28 protein-coding genes are annotated in these 26892 nt (G+C 48.5%); 12 read left to right on the top strand and 16 right to left on the bottom strand.

The features are described 5' to 3' along the window. Positions 1 to 149 precede the first annotated feature (149 nt). Together C7B65_RS20255 and C7B65_RS20260 are read left to right on the top strand one after the other, a co-directional pair. Positions 150 to 500, top strand: a complete 351-nt coding sequence (locus C7B65_RS20255; RefSeq protein ID WP_073074499.1) for a DUF1815 family protein — start codon at positions 150 to 152, stop codon at positions 498 to 500. Positions 501 to 650: 150 nt separating this feature from the next. Beyond that, positions 651 to 1538 carry an alpha/beta fold hydrolase gene (locus C7B65_RS20260; RefSeq protein ID WP_073074498.1) on the top strand — a complete coding sequence of 296 codons (888 nt, stop codon included), beginning with the start codon at positions 651 to 653 and terminating at the stop codon, positions 1536 to 1538. 173 nt (positions 1539 to 1711) lie between these two features. Here C7B65_RS20260 and C7B65_RS28010 read toward each other — a convergent pair whose 3' ends face one another. Further along, entirely contained in the window at positions 1712 to 1858 is a 147-nt protein-coding gene (locus C7B65_RS28010; RefSeq protein ID WP_181314459.1) for a hypothetical protein, read from the bottom strand. Positions 1859 to 2153: 295 nt separating this feature from the next. On the opposite strand from C7B65_RS28010, the gene C7B65_RS20265 reads away from it, so the two are divergent. Further along, entirely contained in the window at positions 2154 to 2966 is an 813-nt protein-coding gene (locus C7B65_RS20265) for a cobyrinic acid a,c-diamide synthase (protein WP_223257466.1), read from the top strand. 22 nt (positions 2967 to 2988) lie between these two features. Here the strand turns inward: C7B65_RS20265 and C7B65_RS20270 are convergent, their stop codons facing one another. Next, a complete protein-coding gene (locus C7B65_RS20270; protein ID WP_073074497.1) occupies positions 2989 to 3993 on the bottom strand; it encodes an aspartate carbamoyltransferase catalytic subunit in 1005 nt (334 codons plus the stop codon). Between the two features lie 343 nt (positions 3994 to 4336). Between C7B65_RS20270 and C7B65_RS20275 the strand changes: the two genes are divergently transcribed. Continuing rightward, complete coding sequence (locus tag C7B65_RS20275) at positions 4337 to 4867, top strand: RpnC/YadD family protein (RefSeq protein WP_143162101.1); 531 nt, start codon at positions 4337 to 4339, stop codon at positions 4865 to 4867. An 11-nt stretch (positions 4868 to 4878) separates the two neighbouring features. On the opposite strand, the gene mgtE is transcribed toward C7B65_RS20275, so the two are convergent. Continuing rightward, entirely contained in the window at positions 4879 to 6234 is a 1356-nt protein-coding gene (gene mgtE, locus C7B65_RS20280; protein WP_073074495.1) for a magnesium transporter, read from the bottom strand. Positions 6235 to 6552: 318 nt separating this feature from the next. On the opposite strand from mgtE, the gene C7B65_RS20285 reads away from it, so the two are divergent. After that, a complete protein-coding gene (locus C7B65_RS20285; protein ID WP_073074521.1) occupies positions 6553 to 7077 on the top strand; it encodes a hypothetical protein in 525 nt (174 codons plus the stop codon). A gap of 4 nt (positions 7078 to 7081) precedes the next feature. Here the strand turns inward: C7B65_RS20285 and C7B65_RS20290 are convergent, their stop codons facing one another. Continuing rightward, positions 7082 to 7687 carry a DNA-3-methyladenine glycosylase gene (locus C7B65_RS20290; protein ID WP_073074494.1) on the bottom strand — a complete coding sequence of 202 codons (606 nt, stop codon included), beginning with the start codon at positions 7685 to 7687 and terminating at the stop codon, positions 7082 to 7084. Between the two features lie 146 nt (positions 7688 to 7833). Here C7B65_RS20290 and C7B65_RS29355 point away from each other — a divergent pair, with 146 nt between their 5' ends. After that, positions 7834 to 7956, top strand: coding sequence for a hypothetical protein (locus C7B65_RS29355; protein WP_262983563.1), 123 nt, complete (start codon positions 7834 to 7836; stop codon positions 7954 to 7956). 384 nt (positions 7957 to 8340) lie between these two features. Continuing rightward, positions 8341 to 10023 (top strand): MBL fold metallo-hydrolase, encoded by a 1683-nt coding sequence (locus tag C7B65_RS20295; RefSeq protein ID WP_073074493.1) that lies wholly within the window; start codon positions 8341 to 8343, stop codon positions 10021 to 10023. Here C7B65_RS20295 and C7B65_RS20300 read toward each other — a convergent pair. The 3 genes from C7B65_RS20300 to C7B65_RS20310 form a co-directional block, all read right to left on the bottom strand. Then, a complete protein-coding gene (locus C7B65_RS20300) occupies positions 10020 to 10562 on the bottom strand; it encodes a GAF domain-containing protein (RefSeq protein ID WP_073074492.1) in 543 nt (180 codons plus the stop codon). The genes C7B65_RS20295 and C7B65_RS20300 overlap by 4 nt on opposite strands. 89 nt (positions 10563 to 10651) lie before the next feature. Then, positions 10652 to 11437, bottom strand: coding sequence for a tryptophan-rich sensory protein (locus C7B65_RS20305; protein WP_073074491.1), 786 nt, complete (start codon positions 11435 to 11437; stop codon positions 10652 to 10654). An 84-nt stretch (positions 11438 to 11521) separates the two neighbouring features. Beyond that, complete coding sequence (locus C7B65_RS20310) at positions 11522 to 14623, bottom strand: plasmid replication protein, CyRepA1 family (RefSeq protein WP_223257465.1); 3102 nt, start codon at positions 14621 to 14623, stop codon at positions 11522 to 11524. Between the two features lie 737 nt (positions 14624 to 15360). On the opposite strand from C7B65_RS20310, the gene C7B65_RS20315 reads away from it, so the two are divergent. From C7B65_RS20315 to C7B65_RS28870, 5 genes are all read left to right on the top strand, one after another. Continuing rightward, positions 15361 to 16443 carry a hypothetical protein gene (locus C7B65_RS20315; protein ID WP_073074489.1) on the top strand — a complete coding sequence of 361 codons (1083 nt, stop codon included), beginning with the start codon at positions 15361 to 15363 and terminating at the stop codon, positions 16441 to 16443. A 95-nt stretch (positions 16444 to 16538) separates the two neighbouring features. Beyond that, positions 16539 to 17036 (top strand): HNH endonuclease, encoded by a 498-nt coding sequence (locus C7B65_RS20320; RefSeq protein WP_073074488.1) that lies wholly within the window; start codon positions 16539 to 16541, stop codon positions 17034 to 17036. Positions 17037 to 17077: 41 nt separating this feature from the next. Next, positions 17078 to 18556 carry a DHH family phosphoesterase gene (locus tag C7B65_RS20325; protein ID WP_244913251.1) on the top strand — a complete coding sequence of 493 codons (1479 nt, stop codon included), beginning with the start codon at positions 17078 to 17080 and terminating at the stop codon, positions 18554 to 18556. Positions 18557 to 18607: 51 nt separating this feature from the next. After that, the gene (sixA, locus tag C7B65_RS20330) at positions 18608 to 19108 is read left to right on the top strand and encodes a phosphohistidine phosphatase SixA (RefSeq protein ID WP_073074487.1); all 501 of its coding nucleotides are present in this window, start codon (positions 18608 to 18610) and stop codon (positions 19106 to 19108) included. A gap of 89 nt (positions 19109 to 19197) precedes the next feature. After that, a complete protein-coding gene (locus C7B65_RS28870) occupies positions 19198 to 20160 on the top strand; it encodes a MarR family winged helix-turn-helix transcriptional regulator (protein WP_244913252.1) in 963 nt (320 codons plus the stop codon). 38 nt (positions 20161 to 20198) lie between these two features. On the opposite strand, the gene C7B65_RS20340 is transcribed toward C7B65_RS28870, so the two are convergent. The 9 genes from C7B65_RS20340 to C7B65_RS28505 all read right to left on the bottom strand — a co-directional run. Continuing rightward, positions 20199 to 20750 carry a Uma2 family endonuclease gene (locus C7B65_RS20340; protein WP_073074486.1) on the bottom strand — a complete coding sequence of 184 codons (552 nt, stop codon included), beginning with the start codon at positions 20748 to 20750 and terminating at the stop codon, positions 20199 to 20201. 141 nt (positions 20751 to 20891) lie between these two features. Further along, a complete protein-coding gene (locus C7B65_RS20345) occupies positions 20892 to 22418 on the bottom strand; it encodes a serine/threonine protein kinase (protein ID WP_073074485.1) in 1527 nt (508 codons plus the stop codon). A 183-nt stretch (positions 22419 to 22601) separates the two neighbouring features. Then, a complete protein-coding gene (locus tag C7B65_RS20350) occupies positions 22602 to 23048 on the bottom strand; it encodes a hypothetical protein (RefSeq protein WP_073074484.1) in 447 nt (148 codons plus the stop codon). A gap of 101 nt (positions 23049 to 23149) precedes the next feature. After that, a complete protein-coding gene (locus tag C7B65_RS20355) occupies positions 23150 to 24307 on the bottom strand; it encodes an anhydro-N-acetylmuramic acid kinase (RefSeq protein WP_106254110.1) in 1158 nt (385 codons plus the stop codon). A gap of 89 nt (positions 24308 to 24396) precedes the next feature. Continuing rightward, a complete protein-coding gene (locus tag C7B65_RS20360; protein WP_223257464.1) occupies positions 24397 to 24954 on the bottom strand; it encodes a sensor histidine kinase in 558 nt (185 codons plus the stop codon). Between the two features lie 165 nt (positions 24955 to 25119). After that, a complete protein-coding gene (locus tag C7B65_RS20365; protein WP_083583154.1) occupies positions 25120 to 26016 on the bottom strand; it encodes a HAMP domain-containing protein in 897 nt (298 codons plus the stop codon). Positions 26017 to 26283: 267 nt separating this feature from the next. Then, positions 26284 to 26496 (bottom strand): type II toxin-antitoxin system HicB family antitoxin, encoded by a 213-nt coding sequence (locus tag C7B65_RS20375; RefSeq protein WP_073074482.1) that lies wholly within the window; start codon positions 26494 to 26496, stop codon positions 26284 to 26286. Next, complete coding sequence (locus tag C7B65_RS20380) at positions 26496 to 26675, bottom strand: type II toxin-antitoxin system HicA family toxin (protein WP_425320471.1); 180 nt, start codon at positions 26673 to 26675, stop codon at positions 26496 to 26498. Before C7B65_RS20380 ends, C7B65_RS20375 begins: the two co-directional genes overlap by 1 nt. A gap of 2 nt (positions 26676 to 26677) precedes the next feature. Beyond that, the coding region (locus C7B65_RS28505) for a hypothetical protein (RefSeq protein ID WP_219898671.1) at positions 26678 to 26892 on the bottom strand (215 nt) is incomplete at its 5' end.

A 26892-nucleotide genomic window follows, 5' to 3' on the forward strand; every position in this document is an offset into this window, starting at 1 on the left:
CCCAATTCATTAATATAAATAGGCATCTTTGAGTGTTATTTTTAACACTGTTTGGCGGGCTCTTATCCAGAGAGACCGTTATCCCAAAGGGTAGATCGTTTAGCTCTTAATAAAAGGTTAGAATTAGGTGTGGTGATTGGAGGACGCTTGTGTTCTTAAGACTGGCAGAGCAACACCGACAGTTTGTAAAAGACCTCGTAATGAATCTTCAGGCGATGGCGATCGTGTTGGAGAATCGAGGGTATCTGGCTTCCTGCTATACCTGCGGCGGTCAGATGAATAGTGCCTCGTTTATGGTGAGTTTGGGAGACAACCACCTGATCCGCTTTTTGGTGTCGGATTATGGAATCACCTGGACAGAGATGCGCGACGATCGAGAATTAATGAAGCTTGAAGGCGCAGAAGCGATTAGCCAACTTCAAGAACTTGCAAATCTAGTCAAGTTTCACATCAAGCCTTCTGACTATCGCCCGGCGGTTCCGGCAAAGAGCTTCCATTAGGCTCTGATAGGCACCGCTCCAGGTTTTCACTGATAGTCAATCCAACTAGGATAGAAACCTCTGGTGATAATCTAGATAGCAGGGTCATTCAAGCAAATGCCCCTTTGGGGATCGCTCTACCGTGCCCTTATCGCTGTCTGGCTTAGTCTTATGCTCGCTCTCGATTCTGAATGGCAGCATCAGTTTATTGAAGCCAACCGCATTCGCCTCCATTATGTAACGCAAGGCGAAGGTGACTTGGTGCTATTGCTGCATGGGTTTCCTGAATTTTGGTACTCGTGGCGCTATCAGATCCCGGTGCTGGCACGTCATTTTAGGGTGGTTGTTCCTGATCTGCGCGGCTATAACGATTCTGAAAAGCCCAGTAGCGGTTATGATCTCGACACTTTGAGCACCGATATTCGTAGCTTGATCGAAAACTTGGGCTATAGTCGTGCTCACGTTGTCGGTCATGATTGGGGCGGGGCGATCGCCTGGAACTTGGCCCAAAAATCTCCACAATGTCTCGATCGTTTAGCACTTTTGAGCGCTCCTCACCCGCAACGATTTGTGCGCGAGATGCTCAGTAACTTAGATCAACTGCGCCAAAGTTGGTATGTATTAGCGTTTCAAATCCCTGGGCTACCAGAATTGCTGATTAAACAAAACTTAAAAAACTTTGTCAATAGCATGTTTCAAGAGCAGGCGATTCGCAAGGGAGCTTTTAGCGAAGAGAACGCCCAACTCTATCAGGCTGCATTAAACAAACCGGGCGCGTTATCTGCTGCAATCAATCATTATCGCCACCTGTTTACGTCCTTAAATTGGGTGCGCGACTGGGGGCGATCGCCCGATCCAATCACGATCCCGACTTTAGTTCTGTGGGGTGAAGAAGATTCGATTTTGAGTTACAGACTTGCTGACGGGTTAGACTCTTTAATCCAAGCTCCTCACAAGATTAAATTAGTGCCCCACTGCGGTCACTGGATTCAGCAAGAAGCGCCTCAAACTGTGAACCGAGAACTGCTAGAGTTTCTGCGAAGCCCCGCCTGGGCCTAGTAATGTAAAAATTTTCTCTCACATTTGAGCAGGAATCGATCGTATTTCGCTAAAACTCTCTAGGAATTGTCAAAGATTTTGAAGGGTTTCTCAAGCGCTGACGTGTAGCGAGTCAAGGCTAAAGAGAAAGCTGGATTTTGGATATGAGAAGTCACCCAAAATCCAAAGTTAGATTATCGTTTCACAGAACGTTGGCTCTCGGCAACAGGAATCGCGATCGGCTGAAGTTCATATGAGTTCCAGGTTTGGGCTTGACTCGGACTCCCTAAAACAACGATTGCGATCCAGCTTGCAACGAAAAGTGCAGTTAGAACGATCATGGGATAACCTCTTAAAATTTTTGTATCTTAGTATCTTAGTATTAAGAAACATAACATATCTGAACGACACATATTCTCCGTTTTTAGTTAGATTTAGGATGTCTAATTGATTACATACGCCACAGAAGTAATGTTCTATACTGGTATCTAGAAGTGTGCTGAGTTGATCGTTTAAAGTTAGGAAGGCAGGGCACAATAAGCCAGATCGTCTAACCTCACAGCTAATTGACTATCTATCAGGGAATAGCAGATATCTCGAAACGATCGCTAGTCTTTGCATGATCGATGCACGCGAATGAACAAGCCCATTAAAAAATTAGCCTCGATCGACGAACCCATTAAGTCGCCCTATTCTCAAGAATCTCAGGTTACAAATGTTCTGGATAAGCTGCCTCAAGAAGCAAAACACTGGGCAGAAAGTTTGCCTTGGAATCAGCGCCGCTATGTGCTTTCTCTCTGCCATTTGCTCTGTGCAGCAACTCCCAATATTCAGGCAGAGTTTTTAGATGAATATACCGCCAATGGTCTGATTGCAAAGCTCGTTGAAAATCGAGAGGTTAAACAAAAAGTCAAAGAAAATCTCAAGCGGTTTTACATTCCAACAGAGCTAAGTGAAAGTCTTGTGAGAAGCTATATTCGACAGTTTTATGTTCACTCTGCTCAAGACGTTCGCCGAAAGCCTGATCTGTTTTTAGAATCAGCCTTGCGGATTGTTGCTAGTACTGAAGAACGCAACAGCATTCTCAACTACATTTTGGGATTTGAACTGATCAAAATGCTGTTCAAGATGAGTTGGTTACAGCATGAAAAACTTTATCGGCTGCAAAAAAATCAAGAAGAGTTTATTGACACTTATATCAAACCGATTCGACACGCTCATCGAATCAATCAGATTATCGTGCCAAGAGATGAAAGACTGTTTTTTGCACGACGAGATTACTTTGTTCAAAAACCCAATCTTTTAGATAAGAAATTAGTTGAGTTAGCGATCGCCACATTTACCACAGAAGTGACTACAAACTTTGGGTTTTCAATTGTTCGCCACGCTGACTCTTTAATTTTTAACTACGACGATATTTTCGTAAATGAGCAAGAACCAATTTTTTAAAACTCGTAGAATTGAGCTGATATTAAGCAACTTTGCCGCCACCCATTAGGTAAAGCAGCGCCATCCGTACCGCAACTCCGCTAGTGACCTGCTGCGAAATCAAACTAAATTGAGGGTCATCCATCAAATCAGAGCTAATCTCTACGCCGCGATTCACCGGCCCAGGATGGAGAACTTTAACCTCTGGTTTGCAGAGCTTGAGACGATCGCGCGTGATGCCAAACTGCTGGTGATACTCCCGTAAACTGGGTAACAGATGACTGGTCATTCGCTCTTTTTGCAATCGCAGGGCCATCACAAAATCGGCATTTTCAAGAGCGGGGTTAAGCGTCCAGTGTACAAAAAGCTGGCGAGGATTAGGAGCAGACCGATCATCTGAATCTGCGACGTAATCGGCAAACCATCTGGGCAACAGCGTTGGAGGAGCCGCTAAATGAACTTCAGCCCCGCTTGCTGTTAGGCTCCAAATATTAGAGCGGGCGACGCGAGAGTGAAGAATGTCACCGACAATCGCGATCTTCTTGCCCTCCAATAGCGATAGCCTCGGTTGCTCAGAATCGAACAGTGTGCAGATCGTGAATAGGTCTAGAAGCGCTTGGGAAGGGTGTTCATGTTGACCATCGCCTGCATTGAGAACCCCCACCCGAACGCCCAACCGATCCATTTCAGCCGCGATCGCCTGCGGCACTCCTGCCTCTTTGTGGCGAATCACCATCATGTCGGTGCCCATTGCCAGATAGGTTTTTGCGGTGTCAAGAATCGTCTCTCCTTTTGACAGAGAAGAAGTTCCAGCAGCAAAGTTAAGGGTGTCAGCCGATAGACGTTTGGCAGCTAGCTCAAAGCTGCTGCGAGTGCGCGTAGACGGCTCAAAAAATAGATTAGCGACGACTTGCCCCTGTAGGGTCGGCACCTTCTTAGTTCGGCGAGACAGCACTTCTCGAAAGCTGCTAGCCGTTTGCAAAACGACATCATAGTCAGCCGGAGAAAAGTCAGCGAGAGAAAGAACGTGGCGACGAGTCCAGACCATTGAGGGTGTGCATTGAAGAACGACTGATCATTCATACCCCAAAACGATCGGCCTCACAACCTGCGATTAATTTCACATCAGAATAGATTAGACCTTTTGCGTCGTAAGCTAAAAAATGGCTAAAAGCTTTACGGGTCAGGCATTTCAGCTATTAGTGCCAGAAAACGGCTACAAGTCTTTTGACATATAAGTTTCAGGGCAATTTCTTCGCTATCACGCAAAAGGTCTATTGTAAATTTAGTCGTGCTTGTTGACCCAAACGCCCACCCAGAAATTCATTTCTGGCGGACTCGATCGCAGCAAGCTACGACAAATGACCCAGGATTACAACTAATACAGAATTTTGAACATACCCCATCAGTGGTTGCCCGGAATTTATGCCATACCTGCTGCCTTGAGAACCTCGATCGTGGTCATTCACCAGCTTCCCAAAACTCCAGATACGCTCTGGCTCAGATTGTTGGGGAGAGGCAAAATTCAGCAACAAGCCGTAGAAGAGATTCTTTCTTTACCTAATGATGACCCGCGTCGTTTCCAAACTTTAAACCTCTTAATAACTTGGAGAATTACTATGAGAGTTGAAGACCTTGACGAGGAAGATCAAATTTCATTTATGGCAATTAATCAGGCTTATTTGCAATGGGAACGAGAAATCATTGAGCGTGGCAAACAAGAGGGCAGACAGGAGGGCACCCAGATGGGACAACGCTTGGTCGTCGAGAACTTACTGAAAGCTCGTTTTGGTGAGATGGACGATCGACTCACGACTCTAATTCCGACGATCCTGACATTTTCGGCTGAGGAATATACGCCACTTTTGCTGCAACTGTCGCGAGAGCAACTGTTAGATAGATTCCAGGGTCAATCTGAGTAGAAGCTAATGGGTTAAGTGGGCAGATGCAGAATATTTAAGCTAATTGTAATCAAGGTCAAAAAGAGGATGAAGCCGATCGTGTCTAGCATAGTCGTCACTAGCGGGCCACTGATCAAGGCAGGATCGAGTTTTAGCCGCTTTAACCCCATTGGCAGCAGCGTTCCTAAGGTGACTGCGATCACCGAATTTGCTGCCATCACCAGTCCGGCAACATATCCGACCCAACGGGTTTCGGGTGATGTCCAAATCAGTGACAGCAAAACCATAGTCGTTCCTAATGCCAAAGCGGTTCCTAATCCCGCAAGCAATTCTCTACGGAGAATTTTCATCGTGTCTGCTGGCGTGACTTCACCCACGCCTAGCGATCGGATCGTCACCGTCAGAGCCTGAATACCTACCGTTCCGCCTGTGTTGGAGAACAGCGGCATAATCACAGCCAGCACAGGCACGAGTGAAATGGTTTTTTGAAACGGAGCGATCGCGCTAGACGCTCCAATATAAAGTGCCATCACGCCGACGAGCCAGGGCAGACGATTCCGCAACTTCTCTAACGGATGGGACAGAGACGACTCATCACCACCGCTTACTCCAGCTAATTTTTGGATATCTTCGGTGGCTTCTTGTTCGAGAATATCCACCACGTCATCGACCGTAATGATGCCTACGAGCCGATCTTCACGATCAACAACAGGCACCGCGATCAAGTCATAGCGCTTCATCAGTTGCGCCACTTCTTCTTGCGGCATCTCGGTCTTAGCTTTGATCACTCGATCGCTGGCGATGTCTTCAATCAGCACATCGGGAATCGAGAAGAGTAATTGCCGCAGCGAAACGACCTGTTTAAGCTTGCGGTTATTATCCGTCACATAGGCGTAGTAAATCGTTTCTTTGTCTTGGTCAGCCAGTCGAATCTTGGCGAGTGCTTCGCCCACCGTCAAGCCTTGCCGCAGCCGGACATATTCAGTGGTCATCACCCGCCCTGCGGTGCCCTCTGCGTAGCCTAGAATTGTGGCGGTTGCCTGCCGTTCTTCGGGGCTGAGTTGTTGAACGAGCCGTTTGGCAATTCCGGCGGGGAGTTCATCAAAAAGTTCGGCGCGATCGTCAGGTCGCATCGATTCAACGATTTGACACACCTGAGCATTGTGCAGCAACCCGATCAGCTCTTCTTGAATCTCTTGGGGCAGATATTCAAAAACATCGGTTGCTTCAGTCTTATTGAGCAGTCGAAATGCGATCGCGCGTTTTTCAGGAGGAAGCTCTGCGATGTAGTCGCCCACGTCGATCGCGGGCATCTCGTTTAACTCGTGCTTAAGCTGATTGAGATCAGCAATTTCAGACAGGGAAGTGCGACTTTCCTGGGTTAGCATGAAACCTCCTTAATCTCCCCCGCGCTGGAAGACTGAGGCTTCCAGCGCTAAAGGAGTTTATTACTGTGGGGTAATGGACTCTGGTCCATGAACTTTATAAAATGCAACATCGACATCCGTTTTGGGTGTCGCTAAGTCTATGCTAACCCTGAAGCCACAAATCTACAATGCCAGGGATGACTCTCCCCATTAAAGATCCCCCTTTTGTTAAAGACGATTAAATTTATGATCAACATTCAGAGGTATGTCTCTCCTCTCCTGGGTGAGAAGTCAAAAACCGGAAAAAGGCCCAAACTATTTTTTTACTGGGTGCCGTTGATGATTTCAGTAGGATTGAGTAGCTGTCGGACGGAACCCCCTTCTAATGCTCCTGTCGCATCGTCTCCGCTGACTAGTCCGAGTGTTGTGCCAAGTCCTGCGTTGCCGATTGCAAAAAGTCCGCCAGCGCCATCTCGCACGAGTCAACCGCTTCAGACTGCTTCAGTCGCGTCTAAAAAAACGGTTCCTATAAGTGTTTATAAAGTGGACAACCAGTGTAGAGATTTTGTGGCAGAAAAAACGGCGGTTCCGGCAAATCAGCCCATTACGGGTGCTGTGGGCAAGGTGTTAGAAAACGCGGATAGCGCGGATTTTAGATTATCTGGGTATCGCGTGAACGTCGCTTCGGGTGTGGCAACCATTGATCTGCGAGTTGCCCCCGACTCAAGGCGTAAACTTGTTTCTCTCTCTAGCTGCGAACAAATGGCAATTTTTGGCAGTCTTCGCAAAACGCTGACCAGTAATGCTGAATGGAAAATTAAATCAGTGCGGTTTACCGATCGCGGCAAAGAAGTCGTCCTTTAAGAATTCATCCTTTCTTCGACACTGCCGCACAATTTTTGACATACCATCGCCAGGGTAAATCGACTCCTTGAGTTAGCCCGATGCGAGTGGTTTGAACGAACGCGATCGCGTGCTGCTCAATCTGCTCCTGAAATGGGGGACTGCGATGCTCTAACCACAGAGCTTGTCCAGGCTGAAAGGGTTGTGCGGTCAGAGTGAGATCAACTTTAAAGGCGCGACAGAGCTTTCCAGGGCCGGCGGCAACGCGAGTCTGCTTTTCGCCTAAACACCAGGGCGGAAGGCGATCAAGCTGCAAGGCCCGAATCAATACGGCGCTGGGCACTCCGTCGCGATCGGTGACCACATTCAAGCAGTGATACATTCCATAAATGAGATAGACGTAGGTCATCCCGGCGGTGCCAAACATGATGCGGTTACGATCGGTCTGTCGTCGATAGGCATGACACGCTGGGTCGCCGACTGTGTAGGCTTCGGTTTCGACAATCAGGCCTCGCAGCGTCAGCCCATCCGCAAATTGGCGCACCAGTGTGCAGCCTAATAAATCAGGGGCGACTTCTAGCGACGATCGTGATAGCCACTCTGGTTGAATAAAAGATGAATCGATCGTCATTTCAGTCTTTAGAAGAATCTGTCAAAAACCTTTGGTCTGCTAGAATCTGGAAGAGTTTGCGGTACAATCCAGTTCAGATTTGTTCATAAATTTGCGACCTTCAGACTACTCAGCCCTAATAAACCATCATAAGAGCCGTAATCATTATGGATGTCAAACTTGTTTTACTCGTTCTCACGGGAGTCTTTACGATCGCCTGTCTGTTTTTTGGCACCCGCAACGGTTTTTATGACTCCGACAATTATCACGGTAACGGGTCGGCGCACTAGTCATCAGAAAAGTGGGTTAGAAACCCCGTCGTTCTGCGACGGCTTTACAAGTACATTTGAACGATCTATAGTTTGAGCGGGAGGGACGATAACCAAGTTTCTCCCGCCCATACCGAGGGGCATCCGGGAACGCGGGTCAAAGCGGAAAGTCTGTGGAGCGAACATAAGACCAAAAAACCTTAGAGGTGGAGGCAGTTGCAATGAAGCAGAAATCTAAATCGCGAGGTTTGGAGAATCACCGCTCCTTCAGGACGGTGAGTATGTCAACTGGCAAAGAATCGCGAGTTGCAAATTCAATGTTAAGAATCGCAAGTCTCTGTCCACGGTCTGCAGTTTACTGGGCTTAGGATTCATAGTTTCAAATATTAGAAAGTACCACCCAACGTGACTCAACTGGAATGCTTGCCTTATGGCGTGGGTCATGCCGATGAAGGAGTATCTCTCCTGGTTCGCATGGGGCCTTATCGAATTTTGCTTGACTGTGGCTTAAGAGACGTTTCACCTCTAAGTCAGCAAAACTCTGATTTGGCGCACCCGGCTGATTTAGTCTTGTGCAGTCATGCTCATTCTGACCACGCACGAGGGCTACTGGCGCTTCATCAAGCTTTTCCTAACCTGCCAATCTACGCTAGTGAAGTGACCACTCAGTTACTTCCGCTCAACTGGGTGGGGGAGTCAGTGCCTCAGTTTTGTCATGCGCTGCCGTGGCGATCGCCCGTAGAGTTTTTTGATGGGTTGACCGCCGAACTGTTTCCAGCAGGTCATTTGCCCGGAGCGGCGGTGATTTTGTTAACTTATACGCCGCCTCCTGCGTCAACCGAAGAGCAGCGCTCCTACAAGCTGCTTTACACGGGCGATTTTTTCTTATCCAATTCTCGCTTGGTTGAAGGGTTGCGGCTAGAAGAACTGCGGGGGTTAGAGCCAGATGTGCTGATTGTTGAAGGCAGCTATGGCACGGCGCGATTTCCGCATCGACGACAGCAAGAAAACCAACTGACTGAGCGCATCAGTCGAGCGATCGCTGAAGGGCGCTCTGTTCTCCTGCCATTGCCGACTCTGGGGCTAGGGCAAGAACTGCTGATGCTGCTGCGGAGTCATCATCTATTTACTGGGCGAGATTTAAATATTTGGGTTGATGGTACGGTGGCCGCAGGCTGTGACGCTTATCTAGATCTGCTGCCTCATCTCCCCAGCGCTGTGCAAAATTTTGCGCGTCACCAACCGCTTTTTTGGGATGAGCGGGTGCGCCCCCGTGTGCGACATCTGCTGCCTGAACAGCGATCGCAGATTGCAGCTCCTTGCATCGTCTTGACCGATTTAACGGTGGATCTCAATGAGTTTTGCCAATCTGAGGCTTCGTGGCTGGTGCTATTTCCTCAGCAGAGCAGTCAGTTAGAGATAGAATCCAAAGAGATTTCTTCATTCCTCGCGGCTGATTCTGGGCGGGTGACGGTTGAATTTTATTTGCTGGCGCAGCACTGTGATGGCCCTAGCACGACGCAACTCATTCACAATCTGCGCCCTCAGCATGTGCTCTTTGTCCACGGGTCGCCGACTTATCTATCTGACTTAACGGGCTTGGAAGAACTGCACAACCGATATCATTTGCATTCGCCCTCGATCGGCGGGTTAGTTGAGTTGCCCATTGGCGAAACTTTTCTGCAACCTGCCCCCCCAGACAACAGCTATGAAGGGGAATTAGCCGAACTAGGAACGGTGGTGACGATCACGCTGCCCGACGCAATTATGGCTGATCCTCGCTGGCGCACCTTGGCAGATACGGGGCTGATCGAAGCCCGCTGGCAGGGAGAAGATCTGGTTTTGCGGGGTCTGCACCAGCGAGAGTTGTTGAATCTGGGGAACGATCGTTTGCCAATCTGGGCAGATGGAACGCTCAAAGACTGTTGCTCAAATTGTCGTCACTGTCGCGGTCAACGCTGCTGGAATCCAAGTTCGCCGTTGTTTAACTTTAAAGTGACATTAGATGGCTATTGCCCGGTGTTTGAGCCTCTAATTCTCGCTACTGAGATTGAGACGAGCGACCTTGAGGATGAGTCCGATCGCTAATCTGGGATGGAGCCGTTGCTTTCTTGAATCGAGGGAGCCGTTGCTAAGGTTTTTGCCCCTGATTGCATCTGCTCAATGTCTTGGTGCGACCAAGGGTGAATTGATTGATGGTGCGCGACGAGCAGCCCCCACAAGTCATTAGAGGTCAAAATTGGGACGACTAAATTAGCGCGTACCTGCATGTTGCGAAGAAAATCGCGGTGACAGGGCGCGATCGGTTCGGTTTCAATGTCTGGGATGGCTCGAACTCGTCCTTCTAAATACATCTGAGCATAGTCACCGTTAAAGCACTGATCGGGCCCGGTTGAGCCATAGATAGAGAGTTCTGGAGAACTCAATGATTCAAACGTGACTTGCCCTTTCCAATGCCGATAGAAATAGTATAAAACCACCCGATCGACTTCAAGGGCATTGCGAAGTTGATTCGTCGTTTGCTGGACTAAAGCGTCTCGCTCTATGCTAGTGGTGAGTCGATCGAGCACTTTCTGCAATCTGGGAGTATGAGTCAGTTGAGGAAGAGGATCTGAATCAGAAGACATTTTCACGAGCCTAAACTTAATATCTGTTGAGCGTTGTTTAAATCAATATTAGCGAAAACTGATGGGCTTTGCTGCTTTTGAAAATCAGACTAAGTAGCCTTTCTAGGTCTAAACTGCACCCATAAAATTAATAGGCCTAGCCCGATCGCGAGTCCGATCGCGGTGATCAGAATTGCAGATTGACTCGCTTGACGAATGGCGATCGCCACCAATGCCCAAATAATCACAGCCGGAAATGCAACATCGCGATATCGAATCGTAATTGCTGCCGCGATCGCTGCACTGATTGCTGACAAAACCACCGTCCAAATTGCTGGAGAAATCCCGCCACCATTCCAGCCAGAATTATACAAAGCTGATGCAACATTGACAACTGTTGCGACGGTGATCCAACCAAAATAAACGCTGATCGGAATTTGAATCAGCCATTTTTCTGTACGAGAAAGGCGATCGTCTTCTGTTCTAAGTTGCAAGAATGCTGACACTAGAGATAACAAAATGCCAATCATTACAACGACCGAGAGCCAAAAGAGTCGTCCTTGAAAGGCAAACACCCACAGGATTTGAAGTAGAGACGCGGCGATGATCGGCGATCGCACTTCTTGAAGCCGAGGATTATTTCGTTGGGCAGGTGCGACTTGATAGATTCCGAAGGCAATCAGCCCTAAATAAATTACGCCCCAAATCGCGAATGCATAATTGGCAGGAGTCACCAAAACTCCACCAAAAAGCGTGTTTGAAATTTCGCCAATACTCAGCCCGTTGAGCGGAAAAAAATTAGAGAGTGCGTTCACCACGATCGCGCCCAAAATCGCCGCGATCGTCGCAACTTGGTGACTAGAAACTGATTGAGGAGAGCGATCGGAGTGCTGCATAGATGCTTATCCTTTAGTAACTAACTTTAGAATAGCGGGGATGTCAGCACTCTATCCTCTCTCTAATTTCAGGTTTTTTGGTTTTTAAGCAGACATTTGCATCCAATCATCCATGTCAGAGAATGAGCTGCATCCAGTCACTTCCATCAAGGTTTGCAATGTGGCTAAATCGCGCTTTTTCCACTCGTCAAAGATAGTGTCTCGATCGTCGATCGGGGGATGATATCGATAAACCCGAACTCCGCCTCGTCGCCCGTCTGGAGCTTGATCGCGTCCGGTGCAGGTGAGCTTGATGCCAATTTTGCCGAGTAGGGCTTGTACGATCGCCATCGGTGCCAATTTCTCAGTGATCGTGACGTTAAATAAGGTTTTGATGTCGTCCTTATATTGCATCGCAAATGAGACAATATGCTGCACTTCTGGGTCAGTGGCTCGAATCTTTTCGTCAAGCTTGAACATATCGAGGAGTTTGAGCGATCGTAAGGCTTCCACTTGAGCGGTCAGCAAGCACAAATCTTGAACCGCAACTTTACCATTGCCTCGATCCAAATGTCCTTGAAGCTCTTGCATATCATGCAGTTGCACAAACTCAGGATCGTGAGTCAAATAATAATGGAGGCGGAGTTGAGCATACCAGCCTTCATCATCTTTAAGTTTTACTTCTGGCGTAATTTCAACCGAATAGCGGCGTTGCAGTTCGTGTTTGCGTTTGCTGTTACGTTTGCGTGTGGTTTGTGATGAATGATCTTTGAGTTCGTCATATTCTGCGGAACTCAATTCAGCAGAGGTTGAGATCGCGATCGCTTCTGCTTTTTGATTTTGAGTTCTAATTTTTGTGACCGCTTGCACGACTCGCTCAGTGGTTTGTGCGTTGTGTCGCCAGTCTAAAAACTCAAATCCAGGGACTTTCATCGAACCATTTTTTAGTAAATAAAGCATTTCTTCAGTGACCGGAGTTTGTGTAAAAATCTTGGTTGCATCGTCCGTGACGATCGTCACTTGATGACCTTCCATAAATAAGCCGTTGCGGAGTTCTTTGCGATAGCTCCAGAGAGACGCATTGACCCGTGCCGCCATTTTTGCCCAGGTGCGAAGCGCGATCGGGTCACTCTGCTCATCCAAGTCAAAATCGACTTCTTTTAATAGAGAAATGTTGTATTTAACGGTTTTGGTCATCGATCGCGCCACGTCTCGATAGTTGCAGCTTCCGTTGCCAATTTTGACTGGGCTGAAGTGCGCGCCCCACACAAATCGAGGCACCGATTCGCGCACTCGTGCCAATGCCTGACGCGATTCTGAATCGGGAGTGACACCTTGAAAGATGCCAAACACGGCTTTAAAGTGTCCGCGAACGTCGATCGAGACTCCCGTTCCGATCGTGGGCGTTGACAGCACAATGTCATAGTCAGGAATAATTTGATTCAGCCGATCGACGACACGAAACGCAGGATGTTCTGGATCAGCAACACTTTCACTATCGATTCTGAGAATGCGCTTATCGGGGAAGCGCGACTTTAAATAAGTCTCTAAGTTTTTAGAACTCCATTTACCCTTAACTTTTTGAGAATCGACACAGACAAAAACGGCTCCGGTTTCGATCACCTCTTCCATTCGGGCAACGAGCGGCGCAGGATTTTTGGTGTCGTAGAGTGACACATCCCAACCTGTTTCGGGCTTCCATTGGTTGGTGACCAGCCAGGGCGCGATCGGAAATTCTGCCAGTCCTTTTAAATAATCTAAACTGACATCCGACAAGTCGGCATCTTGAGCGATCAGCAGTCCTTGAGTTGAGAGAACGATTTGCACCAATTCTCTCAACGTTTCTAAAATTCTGACTCGTTGGTGATAGCACGTCGAGCTATTGAGCGCATGCCAAAGCACTTGTTCCACCTCATCGAGAATGACGATCGCGCCCTCCCAATCTTCGGGGTTAAATCGCGCTTTTGAGCCTGAGTGCAGCGAGTCAATACACAAGCCGTAGCCATACATTCCTTGAGTTTCAGACTCTTGAACGTCTTCGATCCAATCCAGGTTTAAGCTGTTGCAAATCGCTTTACCCAGTTGAATTCGGTGCGTGATTACTAAGACTCTTCGACCCTGCGATCGGGCTGCTTTAATCAAGTTTTGTAGTGCAGTTGTTTTGCCCGTCCCTTTCGGACTTTTGACTCCGACTAAACCAGATGTTGGGTAAGCTAAATCTCCTAAATAGGGTTGATTGAGTGCAACCGTCGGTGTATAAGTCAACGACCACAGCCGAGATGCTTGCCAAAACTCCAGGGTGATAGCTGACTCATGGACTTCTGCAAATGCCTCCCGTCCACAGGCGACGACGAAATCATCCACCCCTTTTTGTGGCCCCGGTAGCGCAATGATTTTGACTTCACACCCAGCACGAGTCAGCAATTGCCCCAGCCGAGACGTTGCCAGCAAAATGTTTTGAATCGTTTTCGGCTTCGTCTCAAAGTCAAAGCAAATATGCACCGATCGTCCTTCTGTCGCAAAGTGCGCCAACTCTGCAATGAGTTGCCGAGTGTCTCTGCGATAGCCGCTAAAAATGCCAGGAAGCGCGATCGCCACATATCCCAAACTCAACAGACACCCAGCTTTTTTCTCACCTTCCGTCAAAATGAGCGGCAGATTATTTTGCCAAACCCACTGCCAAAAAGATGATTTGTCCTCAAGTTCTGTCGGCATTGCGACCTGGTAGCGATCGGCAACTTGCTGCCAAACCGACTCAGGTACATCTAACAGCACCAGGCGGCTAGATCCCTTGCCTAAACTGGGGCTGAGATATTTTGCAGGCTTGCGATTTGCTCGATCGAACACAGGCGTATCAGCATCTGGCTTAAACCGTCCCCACTCCATGCGCTGCCAGTCGCTAAACGGGTCAATGCCGCTCACCCACCAGCCTCGCACATTTGCCCGTGCCTCCTGCCCAAAGCGCGTCACGCTCCAGTGCAAATGCTCGGCGATCGGATAGGAAACTTCGTGGGTAAACGGGTCGATCGCCGTGTCGCACAGCGTCTGCACGTTGAGGCGAATGATGTCGCGATCGACTCCACTTTCTAGCCATTCTTGCTCGTGCTCAAAAGCCAGACTAGACGGGCGCAAAGATGAATTTAGGGGTTGCCAAAATGAAGACGACTCTAGCATTGAGCCGTCACAACTGGTACAATTTATCAGCATAAGAATCGGTTCCCAGCAAAATGTTGGGATCACAAGGTTGCATTCAGACCCCTTTAGCAGACTGTGGTAGGGACGCTAGAGGGGTTTTGCTTGTCTAGACTTCTGCGAGTGGTAGGTCACAGTCAATCTGAGTGGTAGGTCAGACTGCCTCTAGGAAGCAAGATTGGTCATTACGCCACGGATAGTAGTTCTAGGAACTTCCGTGGTGTGAATGAGAGATTAACACCGAAAATTTGACAACTCAAGGGGCAACCGTTCTGCATACGCGCAAGTTACAGGTCAATTTTACGCAGGAGTTGTAGGCTAAAATCAGACGCGGGAGTGATGGGATCGACTGCCTTTCCTACGCCGAAGTAACAGGTCAGAACTCGACGCTAAAGTTACAGGACAAGGGATGGAATGCTTGGTAGCAAAGAGTCGGATTTGACAAGATGACTCTTAGAGGAACTCTGCAAATGAGACGCTATCATCACAAAGACGACAGATGTTTCTACGCTAAAGTTGTAGGCGAAAAATAGACGCTGAAGTTACAGGTCTATAGGCGAAAAACATACGTGGGCGTTATAGAATCAGATCGAAAGTACTATCTATATGCAGAGTTAGAATAAAGTTTCTCAGAATTAGACCGCTAGATATAGCGTCCAACTTCTGGACAAAATCGAAACCTTAATGCAGGATATGAACGGTTAGCCATTAGCCACGACCCTCATGCGCTACCGTCCCTTTATCTCCGATCGATGAAAAAATTAGAGGCAACGTTCCCGGTTGATGGGCAGCTTTTGATGGTGTTGCCCAGGGCTGCCGCATCTCTCAAAAACCCAGATTTGCAACTCCCGATCTTGCGCTCTGACGCAGACGGTTACTACCTAGAAGTGCGCGTTGAGGCAGACCCTAGAGAGACTAGCGAACTCACCCTGATTCGTCGAGTGCCGCTCGAAAATCTTTCTGCCGAAGAGTGGGAAGACCTCAAAGCCGAATATGCCAAGTTAGATTGGAGCGTTTGCGCCCACAAAGGCATCAGCAAAGGGCTAGAGAAAATTCAAGACCGCAAAACTCAGCGTTTGTTTGCGGCACTGCTGACGTTTCTCAACCCCCGACAGGTGTCGATCGTGCTTTATCTTTACAAGCTGGCTGCACAGCAGGGCAACGGCGCGATCGTCACTTTTCGATCCAACGATTTGTTAGAAATTTTGGGCTATACACGCACTAAAGACGGTGGATTTGCATCTAAGCTGCGATCGCAACTTAACTGCGATTTAGTCTCGCTTCACCGCACTGAATTAGTGTTAGCCCAATCGTTTAGAAAAGGGACTCAAACGATGGGTGCTAAAGTCATGATCAAGAGCGTATTGCGGATCAAAGATTACGAAATTGATCACGTGCCGCGTGATTTTGATCTCAGCAAAGCTGCCGATTATACCTACGAATTAGCAGACGCTTATACGATTTCTCTAGAGTTTTTTGATGGGCCTGCTCGCACCGGAGATTCTGTTTTATTTGCTAACACGATCGATATCACTCAAAAGTTAGGCAGCAACGCTAAAAGTGATTACAAAACAAAGCTCTTGATCTACTTAGCAAGTCGCATGAAATGGGACATTCTTCAAGAGGGTCAATATGTTGTAATTTCTAAGCAATATCTGTTTAAGAACTTAGATTTATTAGGCAGCAATTCCTCTCGAAACAATCAAATTTTTTGGCGAACCGTTGAAGAATTAAAGCAAGAAGGGTACATTTTGGGCGCTCAAGAACTCCCTGGTAAAAATAAGATTGTGAGCGTGCAGTTTCAAATTAACTCGGCAAAGTTGAAATGTCACTAGCGAACACTCTCTCTATCTCCTAATTCCTCACTACATATCGTCCCTAGATTTTATGTGTTAGCATCGGGGCTAATAATGTCTCAATAAATTCATCAATGGGCAAGGTTCTGGTGCTTAATGCCTCCTACGAACCGCTCAACATAACCAGTTGGCGACGAGCGGTCGTTTTGTTGATTAAGGGCAAAGCAGAGCAGGTCGAACATAACGGTAAATATGTTTATTCAGGGTTTCCGCTGCCAACGGTGATCCGGCTGCGTCACTATGTCCGCGTTCCCTACAAAGAAATTCCCCTGACTCGAAAGAATTTGCTGCATCGAGACAGCCATTCTTGCCAATATTGTGGCTATTCGGGGGATGATCTGACGCTCGATCATGTGATTCCGCGATCGCGCGGTGGCGGTGATTCCTGGGAAAATATTGTCACTGCTTGTGTGCGCTGCAACGTCAAAAAAGGCAGTCGCACCCCCAAAGAGGCCAATATGCCTTTGCAATATCAGCCCCGCAAGCCCTACAGCAGTCTCTACTTTGAAGTCACTAAACACGTTAAAAATGGCGTGAACCAAGAATGGCGTAAATACGTCATCGGTATCTAACCCCCTCTTACCTTGTTTGGTGTGGGGGTTTTGCTTAAGTTGTGAACGTTATCCCAGCTTGGTCAATCTTGGGGGAGAACCGTCAACAAATTTCACCGTTTTTTGCGTTTTTTTGCGAAGATCAAAGAAGTGATCGCGTCAAGCGGTTAACGGTTCTTTACAAACTGGCAGAAATGCCCTACCAGGGCAGCATCCTGGCTTTCTCCCCTGTGCCACCCACTATGCAACCTGATTCGAGTCCATCGCTTAATACTTTGCTAATCACAATGGAACCAGATCCTCCGTCTGGCTTGAGTTCGACGGTTGACTACTCCGCCCTTGAACCTGCTGCAAAAGTGGCAAATGGTGGGGGATACGTCAGTGAACATCGGGGTCGCTTTCCCTACGATGCGGCTCGATCGCCCGAACAAGAGCAAAAAATAGACGCATTTCGGCAGCTTCTAGAGCGTCATCGCGGCGATCGTCAAGTTGTGATTTTGCAAGACTTTCCTGATCCCGATGCGCTGTCTTCGGCGTGGACTTATAAGCTGATTGCCCAAAAATATGAGATTCAGTGCGATATCGTCTATGCGGGAACGCTCAGTCATCAAGAAAATATTGCGCTGGTCAAGCTAACCGGGTTGCCGCTGCAACGCTGGACGGTGCAATCGCTCAAGACCAAAGATTTGTCGCTCTATAAAGGCTGTGTGTTTATCGACAATCAGGGAACCACTAGCCAACTGTTTACGTCTATGCAGCAGGCTGGTGTGCCGATCGCTGTTGTTATTGACCATCACAGTATGCAAGACGACATGAAGGCGGAATTTATTGATATCCGTCCCCACACTCGTGCAACTGCCACGATTTTGACCCAATATCTTCAGTCTGGGCTGCTAAAACTCGATAATAATTTGACTGAACACGTCAAGTGTGCTACCTCGCTGATGCATGGGTTGAGGTCGGATACCAATCGCCTGATGCAGGCTCAAGAAGAAGACTTTTTGGCAGCCGCTTATTTGAGCCGCTTTTATGACGCTCAGTTGCTGAATGCGGTGCTGCAATCGTCTCGCTCAAAACAGGTGATGGATGTGATCGAGCGATCGCTCAAAAATCGCACCGTGCACAATAACTTCTCGATCGCTGGAGTTGGCTATTTGCGCTATGACGATCGCGATGCGATCCCCCAAGCCGCTGATTTCTTAGTCACCGAGGAAAACGTTCACACTGCTGTCGTTTATGGCATCGTCCACGATGAAGACGAGGAACTAGAGGTAGTGGTCGGTTCTTTAAGAACGAATAAACTGACCCTTGATCCCGACGAGTTTATCAAAGAAGCTTTTGGGCAAGATGCTCAAGGGCGATTTTTTGGCGGCGGACGATTGCAGGCAGGTGGGTTTGAGATTCCGATGGGCTTTTTGTCTGGCTTCACCGAAAACAGCGATTACGCCAAGATGAAATGGAGTGTTCATGATGCTCAGGTCAAACAAAAACTGCTGCGGTTGGTCAACCCAGAACAAAACTATCCCAAAGGCGTGAATTAAAACCTCTGAAAAAAGGGTAGAACGTAAGGAAGAGCGTTCTACCCTTTTTTTATGTCAACGTTTAATCTATATCTGATTCGTCACGGTTTAGCCGGACAGCATGGCGACTATGAAAACGATCGTGAGCGTCCTTTAACTGAGGAGGGCAAGCGCAAAACTCGTCAAATTGCCAAGCGGTTGAGCGAGTTGGATTTGCAGTTTGATCTGATTCTGACGAGTCCGCTAGTTCGGGCAGAGCAAACGGCTGAGATTCTTCAAGAAGTTGGGTTAAGCAAACATCTCAAAGAAGCTGCCTATCTTGCGCCGGGTGGTAATATCCAGACATGGATAGATTGGTTAGAAGACTGGAAAGCATCCGAAAAGTCTCTGGCACTGGTTGGGCATGAGCCAGACTTGAGTACTTGGGCTGAGACACTAATCTGGGGCAACGCTCAAGGCAAACTCATTCTCAAAAAAGCGGGCGCGATCGGGCTAACGCTTCCTTTATCGGGTTCGCCGATCGCCCACAGCCAGCTATTTTGGCTGACTCCGCCTCGGTTTTTCACAGCTTAAGAACTCTTCACTAAGTTTGATCTGTTTGTTACAACAGTCTTCAGTAAAATTATCTATTATTAAGTGTTCTAAGTAATTCTCAAAGCTAGATGGTTTCCTTGCCCCCTCAACATCAACCTCTGTCAGAGGTGCAAAGCAGTTTAGCGCCCTACGGAATTGGGTATCGGATCAAACTGCTCTCCCAACTCTCAGGGCGCAAATTTCAAGAACGCTTGGAACCCTTTGGGTTAACGCCTTTTCATTGGGTAGTGCTCTGCTGTCTGTGGCAAGAAGACGGGCTGGCAACCTCGACTTTAGGAGATCGCCTGCAACAAGTCGGCGGCACTTTAACGGGTGTGCTCGATCGCATGGCAGAGCGCAACCTGATTCGCCGTGAGCGAGATCTTCACGATCGGCGAGTTTGGCGAATTTGGCTCACCGATGAGGGTCGGAAATTACAAGACATCTTGCCCCCGATCGCGGTCGAGCTGCGAGAAGTCGCGCTACAAGGCATCTCTTATGAAGACCGAGAGCGTCTGTCTCAACTGCTCGATCGTATGCTCGTCAATGTGCAGCGATTTGCGATCCCCAGTTCTGAAAAGTTGTCCAGCCTACCCGTCCCCGTTCCGATCGGTGGGCAAGGCTGGCAAGAGATTCTGGCTCCTTGTAGCTTGGGGTATCGCATCAAACTTTTAGCTCAACTAGTGACCCGCAGTTTTCAGGAAGAGCTAGAGCCGATCGGGTTAACGCCTTTTCATTGGGTGGTGCTCTGTTGTCTGTGGCAAGAAGACGGATTGGCAACCTCAAATATTAGCGATCAGCTTCAGCAAGTGGGTGGGACTCTAACAGGTGTACTCGATCGCATGGCAGAACGAAACCTGATCCGTCGCGAAAGAGACCCCCACGATCGCCGAGTTTGGCGAATCTGGCTCACCCCGGCAGGACGAGAACTCAGCGAAGTGCTGCCGCCCGTGGCGATCAAAGTGGTTGGAGAAACCATGCAAGGCATTTCTGCATCTGAGCAAGCGCAATTTTCGCAGTGGGTCAATGAGTCGATCGTTAATCTCAGTTGATCAGGCAGAACATTTGCAAAAAGTGCGTGAACAAACAGCTAGTCAAACTCTGGTGCCCAGATACTCGAAATCTCCATCTCCCATCCTGGAAACAATTCTGGAAGAGTCAAGATATCTCCGTCTCTCAAAATCTGCGCCTCGTCCTGCCCAGGACGGCATACTTCGACGGCTCGTGTTCTGGGGTCAACGACTACCCCAACCACCATCTCTAATGACAGGTAAAATTTGACTTTCTGACGCTGCTTTTCTAGCGAGTCTGACTTCGATACCACTTCAAAACCGAGATCAGGTACTAACCGCGCAAAGTCCTGTGTGGTTCGTTTTAGACGCTCTGCCTTGACAAAGGAGCAATCAGGGGCGCGAACATCCTCATTCGCGTTGGGGAGCTTGAAGCCAGCACTCGAACCTGCCACTCGTCCAAGTTTGCGAGGTCTGACCCAGTTCGCGAGTTGCCGCCCAATTTCTAGCGCAATTTCATCAGGCTCTAATCCAGATGGACTCATGACAATGATCTCTCCATCCACTAATTCCATCTGGTAGTCAGGAAGCTGCTGCTGGAAGATTTCTAGATCGGTAGCAGTGAGTGGCATAAGCCCTCCAATACAGTTCTCATAACCTATAGGACTGACGCAAACCTCGGAGGTTTTAACCAAGAATCAAGCATCGTGACCGACAGAGTGGCTTAAACCTCCGAGGTTTTGGCAAAATGCGTAAGTCCTGACCTAATATTCTTACTGATTTTCTAAATCCCCAGTGATTTTAAGTTTGAGCTTCTCAAATTCTCCTTTGAGAATGTCTTTGCTGAGGGTAGGTTTTCCGATCGAGCGCCAGGTTTGACTGTCTACAGTCCAGGTTTGAAGTTGAGCCAGTTGAGCATCATTGAGCGTGACTGGCATCACATAAGCACAGTGATGAGGGTCTTCAAGGGCAAAAAACAGCACATAATATTGCTTGCGTTCGACTAGAAGACGGATGATTTGCCGACCCTCAACCGCCTTTAAATCTAGATAGCAGCGCAACCAACGTGGGCCTATTTTTTTATGGTGAAGTTGATTATAAAGAGCAGTCATCCACAGCATCATTGGGTGCGGAGACATGCAGCACAAAAAGTTTTTATAGAGCTTGTTATAAAGCTTGCCTAACTGAATATTCTCAATTTCCTGCTGTGGTAGCATCACCCAAACTGTTGCAATTTCCTCTCGCTTCGTTTTCAACACATGAGGAAAGACAATTTGAGCGATCGGCTTATTTTGAGGCCACGTCGTCAGTTGACACGCCTCATCGGGCGAAAGCGCTTCAGGGTCGCGAACCGGAGCCGCCACTGGTCGCCTGAGCAAGGCTTCACCAATGCGGTGACTGATCTGACGAGTCGCGTTATAGCGCTGCTCTAATGGCTCTAGCGCTTTTAAGACTTCGCCAACGGTTTGAGGACGATCGTTGGCTGACTTTGCCAGACAACTCATCACCAGGCTCTCTAAAACTTTAGGAACCTTGAGATTGGGGTTGACCGATTCAAAGCTTCGCGGCACCTGAAAGTGATGCGTTTTATACCAACTGCCAAAAGAATGGGTTTCTGCCTGAAGCGGCATTTTGCCTGTGAGCATCTCAAATAGCATCACCCCCAAACCATAAATATCCGATCGAGAATCTAGCTCTTTGCCTTCCATCTGCTCAGGCGACGAGTAGGCAAGGGTGCCCATAAACGAGCTGGTTTGATTAGCATCGGCTTGCAGAATTTTAGCAATCCCAAAGTCTAAAATCTTGACCAGTTCGCCCCAACTGGGATCTTGGCTGACCAAAATATTACTAGGTTTGACATCGCGATGAATAATCGGATAGATCGAGCCATCGATCGCGATTCCTTGGTGAGCGCACTGAAGCCCCTGGCAAATCTGACGCGCGATGCTGAGAAATCGCGGCAGCGGCAGGTTTTGAGTGGTGATCACCTCACTGAGGCTGTGACCTTGCAAATACTCCATTACATAGAAAGGCACCCCTTCATCATTAACTCCATAGTCCATCACTCGGACGATGTGCATACTTTTGGTGCTCAAGAGCGCCGAGGTGCGAGCTTCACTGCGAAAGCGATCGCGCATTCGAGGAGTCAGAAGGGTCTGGGCCAAAAACTTAACTGCGACGATCACGCCGCCCAGCAAAACATCCTCGGCTCTGTAAACCTGCCCCATTGCGCCGCGCCCTATCAACTCCATGAGCCGATAGCGATTAGTCAATAGAGATTCGCTGTTGAGGTCTGTCATTGAAGGTGAACGATTCTGCACGGGGTGAAAGTAGAGGGTGCTAGTTTTGACCGTCAAATTCAGTCTGATACTCTATTGTAGAGTTTGAATTTCTCGATCGCTCAGACTGGTTAGAGGTAAAGAGTGATACCCCTTCATAAATTTAATTATGGACACGCTCTCGCACAAAGTAACGGGAGACTGCTATTCTGGTTGTCGTTCGAGGGTGGCTTCCATCGCGCTGGTTAAGTAGTGCCCCGAAAGAATGCCGCTTGAAAGGTAATATTTATTGTCGTCAAGACGCACCATCGTTTCAAAACCACTGCGACGCTGACGATCGCCCAACACCCAATAGCGCTGCACGAGCGATTCAGGGGCAACCCAGCCTTCGCCTTCGACGCGACCGAGCAAACTGTGTTGCAGCACAAAGGTATAGCGCCGTTCTCCAGAATCTAAGCGCCCTCTATATTGAGAGCTAATTTCGTCACGATCGGCGTTGGGAAAGACCAATTTTGTGACGATCGTAAACCAGTCGTCGCGGCTCCAAGCAACAATGGTTCTACCTTTGACCGTAATCGGCATACCATGACGTTCTAACCAGCTTCCTTGAAGAGTCCACCGTCCTGGTTGTATTAAAAAGGTGTGGGTCACGGTGCCATTCCTTGCCTCAATTTAGATCAACTAGATGGCTGGCAGATTTGGGAGTTTTATCAGCTTACGCCCGATCGTGTGCCAGTGAGTCTAATGGCACCTTATGCTATCACGCGAAAGTTTTCACGAGCGTAGTTAATTTCACCTAAAAGCACGGCTTTTGAGGCACCTGTGGTTTCAGGAGAATTACCAGGGATCTTCCGATGCCTCCAGTAAGCTAACACCGCAAAAGCGATCGCTTCTTTAAAGTCTGCGCTTAAGCCAGCTTCGTCAGTGGTCATGACTGGAATGTCGCTGAGCCTAGATTGAATTCTTTGCTTTAAGCATAAATTGCGACTACCGCCGCCGCAGAGCAGAATCTGATCGGGCATTTGGGGCAGGAAGGTGCGATAGCTGTGGGCGATCGAGGCGGCTGTGAGTTCGGTAAGGGTGGCGAGAATCTCAGCAGGATTGAGTTGATAGGCATTGGCATCGATCAAGCAGGTTTGCAGATAGCTCTGTCCAAAGTGTTCTCGCCCGGTAGATTTGGGCGGCAGTTGTTGAAAAAAGTCTTGTTGAAGCCAGCGATCGACCAACGCTTGACATGGCTCTCCGGTGGCTGCCCAAGCTCCATCTTGGTCGTAGGTTCTTGATCCCTGAGAGAGGTGCTCGACTGCGAGGTCAAGCAGCACGTTTCCGGGCCCGGTGTCCCAGCCGCGCATGGGGGAGGGTTGAGTTGCAGACGTTGCAGGCAGATAAGCTACATTGCCAATGCCGCCGATGTTTTGAACGCAGCGACTGTAGGTTGGGTGACTGAGCAGTGCGGCATCGACAGTCGGAACAAGGGGGGCACCGTGTCCACCGATCGCGATGTCTGCTTCTCGAAAGTTGCTGACGGTGGTGATGCCAGTTTGGTCAGCGATCGTTGCGCCTCGCCCCAATTGAAGGCTATACCCTAATTCCTTTTTAAGCGGAGGTTGGTGATAAACCGTCTGTCCGTGAGAGCCGATCAGATCTGCGATCGCCTGCCCATTTTGAATCGACAGCGCGGCTTGAGCAAATTGAGTGGCGATCGCGTCATCTAATTGAGCAAAGTCTGCCATTGACAGCGCTGCACCGCCACAAACTGCCAGAATTTTTTCTCTGAGATCAGAGGGATAGGGATAGGTTTCTCCCGCTAAAAACTGGACGGTGAGATCGTGAATGCTGCCTGAGATTTCAACCAGCGCTGCATCAATTCCATCGACAGAAGTGCCGCTCATTAGTCCGATTACCCGCATCGATTTTCTGCTCCACAACTCATTTGCAATCATAGGTAGGTCGATGCATTTGAGCAAGCACACGGCTGATTTGATTGTCTAGAATCACTTCAGTGAGTAGGCAAGGTCAGGGTAAATGCAGTCTCTCCGGGCGGGGTCATGTCGAGGGTAAGATGCCCGTTGTGTGCCTGTACGATTTCTCGTGCCAGACTTAGCCCTAATCCGAGTCCTTCTATTTTGCGAGTGCGGGCAGGATCGCCACGATGAAAGCGATCGAAGATGCGATGGCGATCATTCGCTAAAATCTCGTTTGAACGATTGCTGATGGTCATCAAGATGACTGAATTCTGACGACGAGCTACAATCCGAATCCAGCCGTTGGGAAGATTATATTTGATCGCATTGCTAATCAGATTTTGCAACACCTGCACAAGTAAGTCGTGATCGCCCTGCACGAACAAGCGATCGGCAATTTCTGTTTGAAGATCTAAGTGCGGTGCCAGCAGTTCAATGTCTTCTAACATCTCGATTAACAAGCGAGACAAATCTACCTCAACTCGATAGAGAGACATCTGCCCTGCGTCTGCAAGAGACAACAACAGTAGTTTGCGGACAATGCCACTCAGACGGCGAACTTCATCGAGCAAGTTGCTCAGACTTTGCTGCACCTCTGACCCTGGCTCGGCTTGTTGTATGGGGTGCGACCTCTATCTGATGTCCCAAGGAAACTCTCGGTTCTTTGTTCCATGAGGTTTTTGATAATTTATTGTGGAAGTCAATGAGTAAATTTAATATCTGCTTTGAAGAAACTCAAAAACCTTCTCAAATATAGATTATAGGCATTTTGTATCAAGTAGAGGTCGCACCCGTTGTATGGTTTGTTCTAGCTCTCCTTGTAAAATAGCGAGAGGCGTTTTGAGTTCGTGGGCGGCATCTGCACTAAAGCGAGAAGATTGTTTAAAACTGCGTTCCAGACGTTCTAACATCTGGTTAACTACCTGAATTAATTGGACAAATTCAACATCGGTTGACCCGATCGGCACCCGTTGTTCTAGTCCACTGGCGGTGACACTGCCAACAATCGTGGTGAGTTGGTGAATTGATCGCAAACTGTTTGCCGCGATCGCCCATGCGCCGCCTGCTACCAACAACAGCACTCCTGGAATCGAAATCAAAAAGATATTGCGAATCACTGCCATTTCTTGATCAATCGCGTTTAAGCTGACGGCGATCGCTACTTGAGTAAAGGGAGTGGTGACTGACCCCATGCGCCAAGCTCCGCTAGGGGTGCGTTGTGTGATGAAGCGAGGCGTAGGGGGCAGTCGATCGGAGGGACGCAAAGCATCGGGCTGAACGCGATCGACCGTCGGTGGAGCAGTCGGCATAGGTCTCGGTGGTCGCGATGTCCAGAGGTTGGTAATGTTGAGATCTGGGTTCCATGCGGGTGAGCGATAAAGCACTGTGTCATCGCCTCCGATCACGAGGAGCGCGATCGCGTTTTTGGTGCTGGTTTCAAACGCTCTTGGAAGAAAGGCTTCATAAGACTGCCAGCGATCGGGCGATCGGGGGCGACCCGCTAAAATCAACTGACTTTCTAGTTCTGCATCCAGGCGGCTGACTTTTGCCTCATAAATCAGCCACGAAGAAAGCACTCCAAACCCGACGAGTGCGCCTCCTGCCAAAATCGCAGCCATCAGAGCAATTCGGAATCGAAAGGAACGTAACTTCATGACTTAGGATTGTGGATTAAATAAAGCCGAAATCTGCGTAAGAGTTTTTCCCTCTTTAACTTCTTGAAGAGAGACACGAAGATGCGCCAGAATCAGTTTATCGGGGTCGTCGTCTGGATCACCTTCTTGCTCTGTGTGGGCTACAACCAAAAGACGTTGTGATAACGTCTTGACCGAGAACTTGCGGCATAACGACACAGTTGAGCCGACTCAGACAAACTCTAGTTTCAACAGATAGGTTTGATACGTCGGCTCTCCAACACAGCGTTAGGCTGCGACCTCGACATAGGCTGATGAGGTCGTAGGCTGTGGAATCTCTAAACCCTCTAACTTCAATCCATCAAGATGAAACTCGATCGCTTCATGCATATTCTGTTCAACTTCTTCACGGGTTGCCCCAGTCGAGACACACCCTAGTAGGTCAGGAGAATAAGCAGAATATCCAGTTTCTGTCTTCTCAATCACAATAAGGTACTGCATTATTTCAAACCCGCTTGCTTCAAAATGCTATCCAATGTTCCTGGCGCTAGGTCGTCCCCTGGTTTTTCGGGTACAGTCACTAGACCTAGCTTGTTGGGATGTTTGTATTGACGATGGCTGCCCCGTGTCCGAGCCAAATACCAGCTATCTTGCTCAATCAGTTTGATGAGATCCCTCACCTTCATATCTCAAGCTTAGGGAGAGGACAGAGACTTGTCAACGCAAGCACTTGTTTCGTCTGAGCAGATGCCTCAAAACCTTGTCTTACAGATAATTCCGAGGCAACCCGGTTCTGAACGCTGCCAGATAATCTTAATAACTTGAGTGTTGTGATGTCGAGGGAGAAAAATCGAAGTCCTTCTATGGCGGGATGAACAGGAGTGAGGAATGCGGGAA

This window comes from Phormidesmis priestleyi ULC007 (assembly GCF_003003695.1).
Taxonomy (GTDB): domain Bacteria; phylum Cyanobacteriota; class Cyanobacteriia; order Leptolyngbyales; family Leptolyngbyaceae; genus Phormidesmis_A; species Phormidesmis_A priestleyi_A.

Coding starts and splice junctions, on each gene's coding strand:
- C7B65_RS20320 (WP_073074488.1), top strand. CDS start 16,539: ATGGGCAAGGTTCTGGTGCTTAATGCCTCCTACGAACCGCTCAACATA.
- C7B65_RS20340 (WP_073074486.1), bottom strand. CDS start 20,750: ATGCCACTCACTGCTACCGATCTAGAAATCTTCCAGCAGCAGCTTCCT.
- C7B65_RS20305 (WP_073074491.1), bottom strand. CDS start 11,437: ATGCAGCACTCCGATCGCTCTCCTCAATCAGTTTCTAGTCACCAAGTT.
- C7B65_RS20265 (WP_223257466.1), top strand. CDS start 2,154: ATGAACAAGCCCATTAAAAAATTAGCCTCGATCGACGAACCCATTAAG.
- C7B65_RS28010 (WP_181314459.1), bottom strand. CDS start 1,858: ATGATCGTTCTAACTGCACTTTTCGTTGCAAGCTGGATCGCAATCGTT.
- C7B65_RS20310 (WP_223257465.1), bottom strand. CDS start 14,623: ATGCTGATAAATTGTACCAGTTGTGACGGCTCAATGCTAGAGTCGTCT.
- C7B65_RS20285 (WP_073074521.1), top strand. CDS start 6,553: ATGATTTCAGTAGGATTGAGTAGCTGTCGGACGGAACCCCCTTCTAAT.
- C7B65_RS29355 (WP_262983563.1), top strand. CDS start 7,834: ATGGATGTCAAACTTGTTTTACTCGTTCTCACGGGAGTCTTTACGATC.
- C7B65_RS20260 (WP_073074498.1), top strand. CDS start 651: ATGCTCGCTCTCGATTCTGAATGGCAGCATCAGTTTATTGAAGCCAAC.
- C7B65_RS28870 (WP_244913252.1), top strand. CDS start 19,198: ATGGTTTCCTTGCCCCCTCAACATCAACCTCTGTCAGAGGTGCAAAGC.
- C7B65_RS20365 (WP_083583154.1), bottom strand. CDS start 26,016: ATGAAGTTACGTTCCTTTCGATTCCGAATTGCTCTGATGGCTGCGATT.
- C7B65_RS20355 (WP_106254110.1), bottom strand. CDS start 24,307: ATGCGGGTAATCGGACTAATGAGCGGCACTTCTGTCGATGGAATTGAT.
- C7B65_RS20315 (WP_073074489.1), top strand. CDS start 15,361: ATGAAAAAATTAGAGGCAACGTTCCCGGTTGATGGGCAGCTTTTGATG.
- mgtE (WP_073074495.1), bottom strand. CDS start 6,234: ATGCTAACCCAGGAAAGTCGCACTTCCCTGTCTGAAATTGCTGATCTC.
- C7B65_RS20290 (WP_073074494.1), bottom strand. CDS start 7,687: ATGACGATCGATTCATCTTTTATTCAACCAGAGTGGCTATCACGATCG.
- C7B65_RS20345 (WP_073074485.1), bottom strand. CDS start 22,418: ATGACAGACCTCAACAGCGAATCTCTATTGACTAATCGCTATCGGCTC.
- C7B65_RS20375 (WP_073074482.1), bottom strand. CDS start 26,496: ATGCAGTACCTTATTGTGATTGAGAAGACAGAAACTGGATATTCTGCT.
- C7B65_RS20300 (WP_073074492.1), bottom strand. CDS start 10,562: ATGTCTTCTGATTCAGATCCTCTTCCTCAACTGACTCATACTCCCAGA.
- C7B65_RS20270 (WP_073074497.1), bottom strand. CDS start 3,993: ATGGTCTGGACTCGTCGCCACGTTCTTTCTCTCGCTGACTTTTCTCCG.
- sixA (WP_073074487.1), top strand. CDS start 18,608: ATGTCAACGTTTAATCTATATCTGATTCGTCACGGTTTAGCCGGACAG.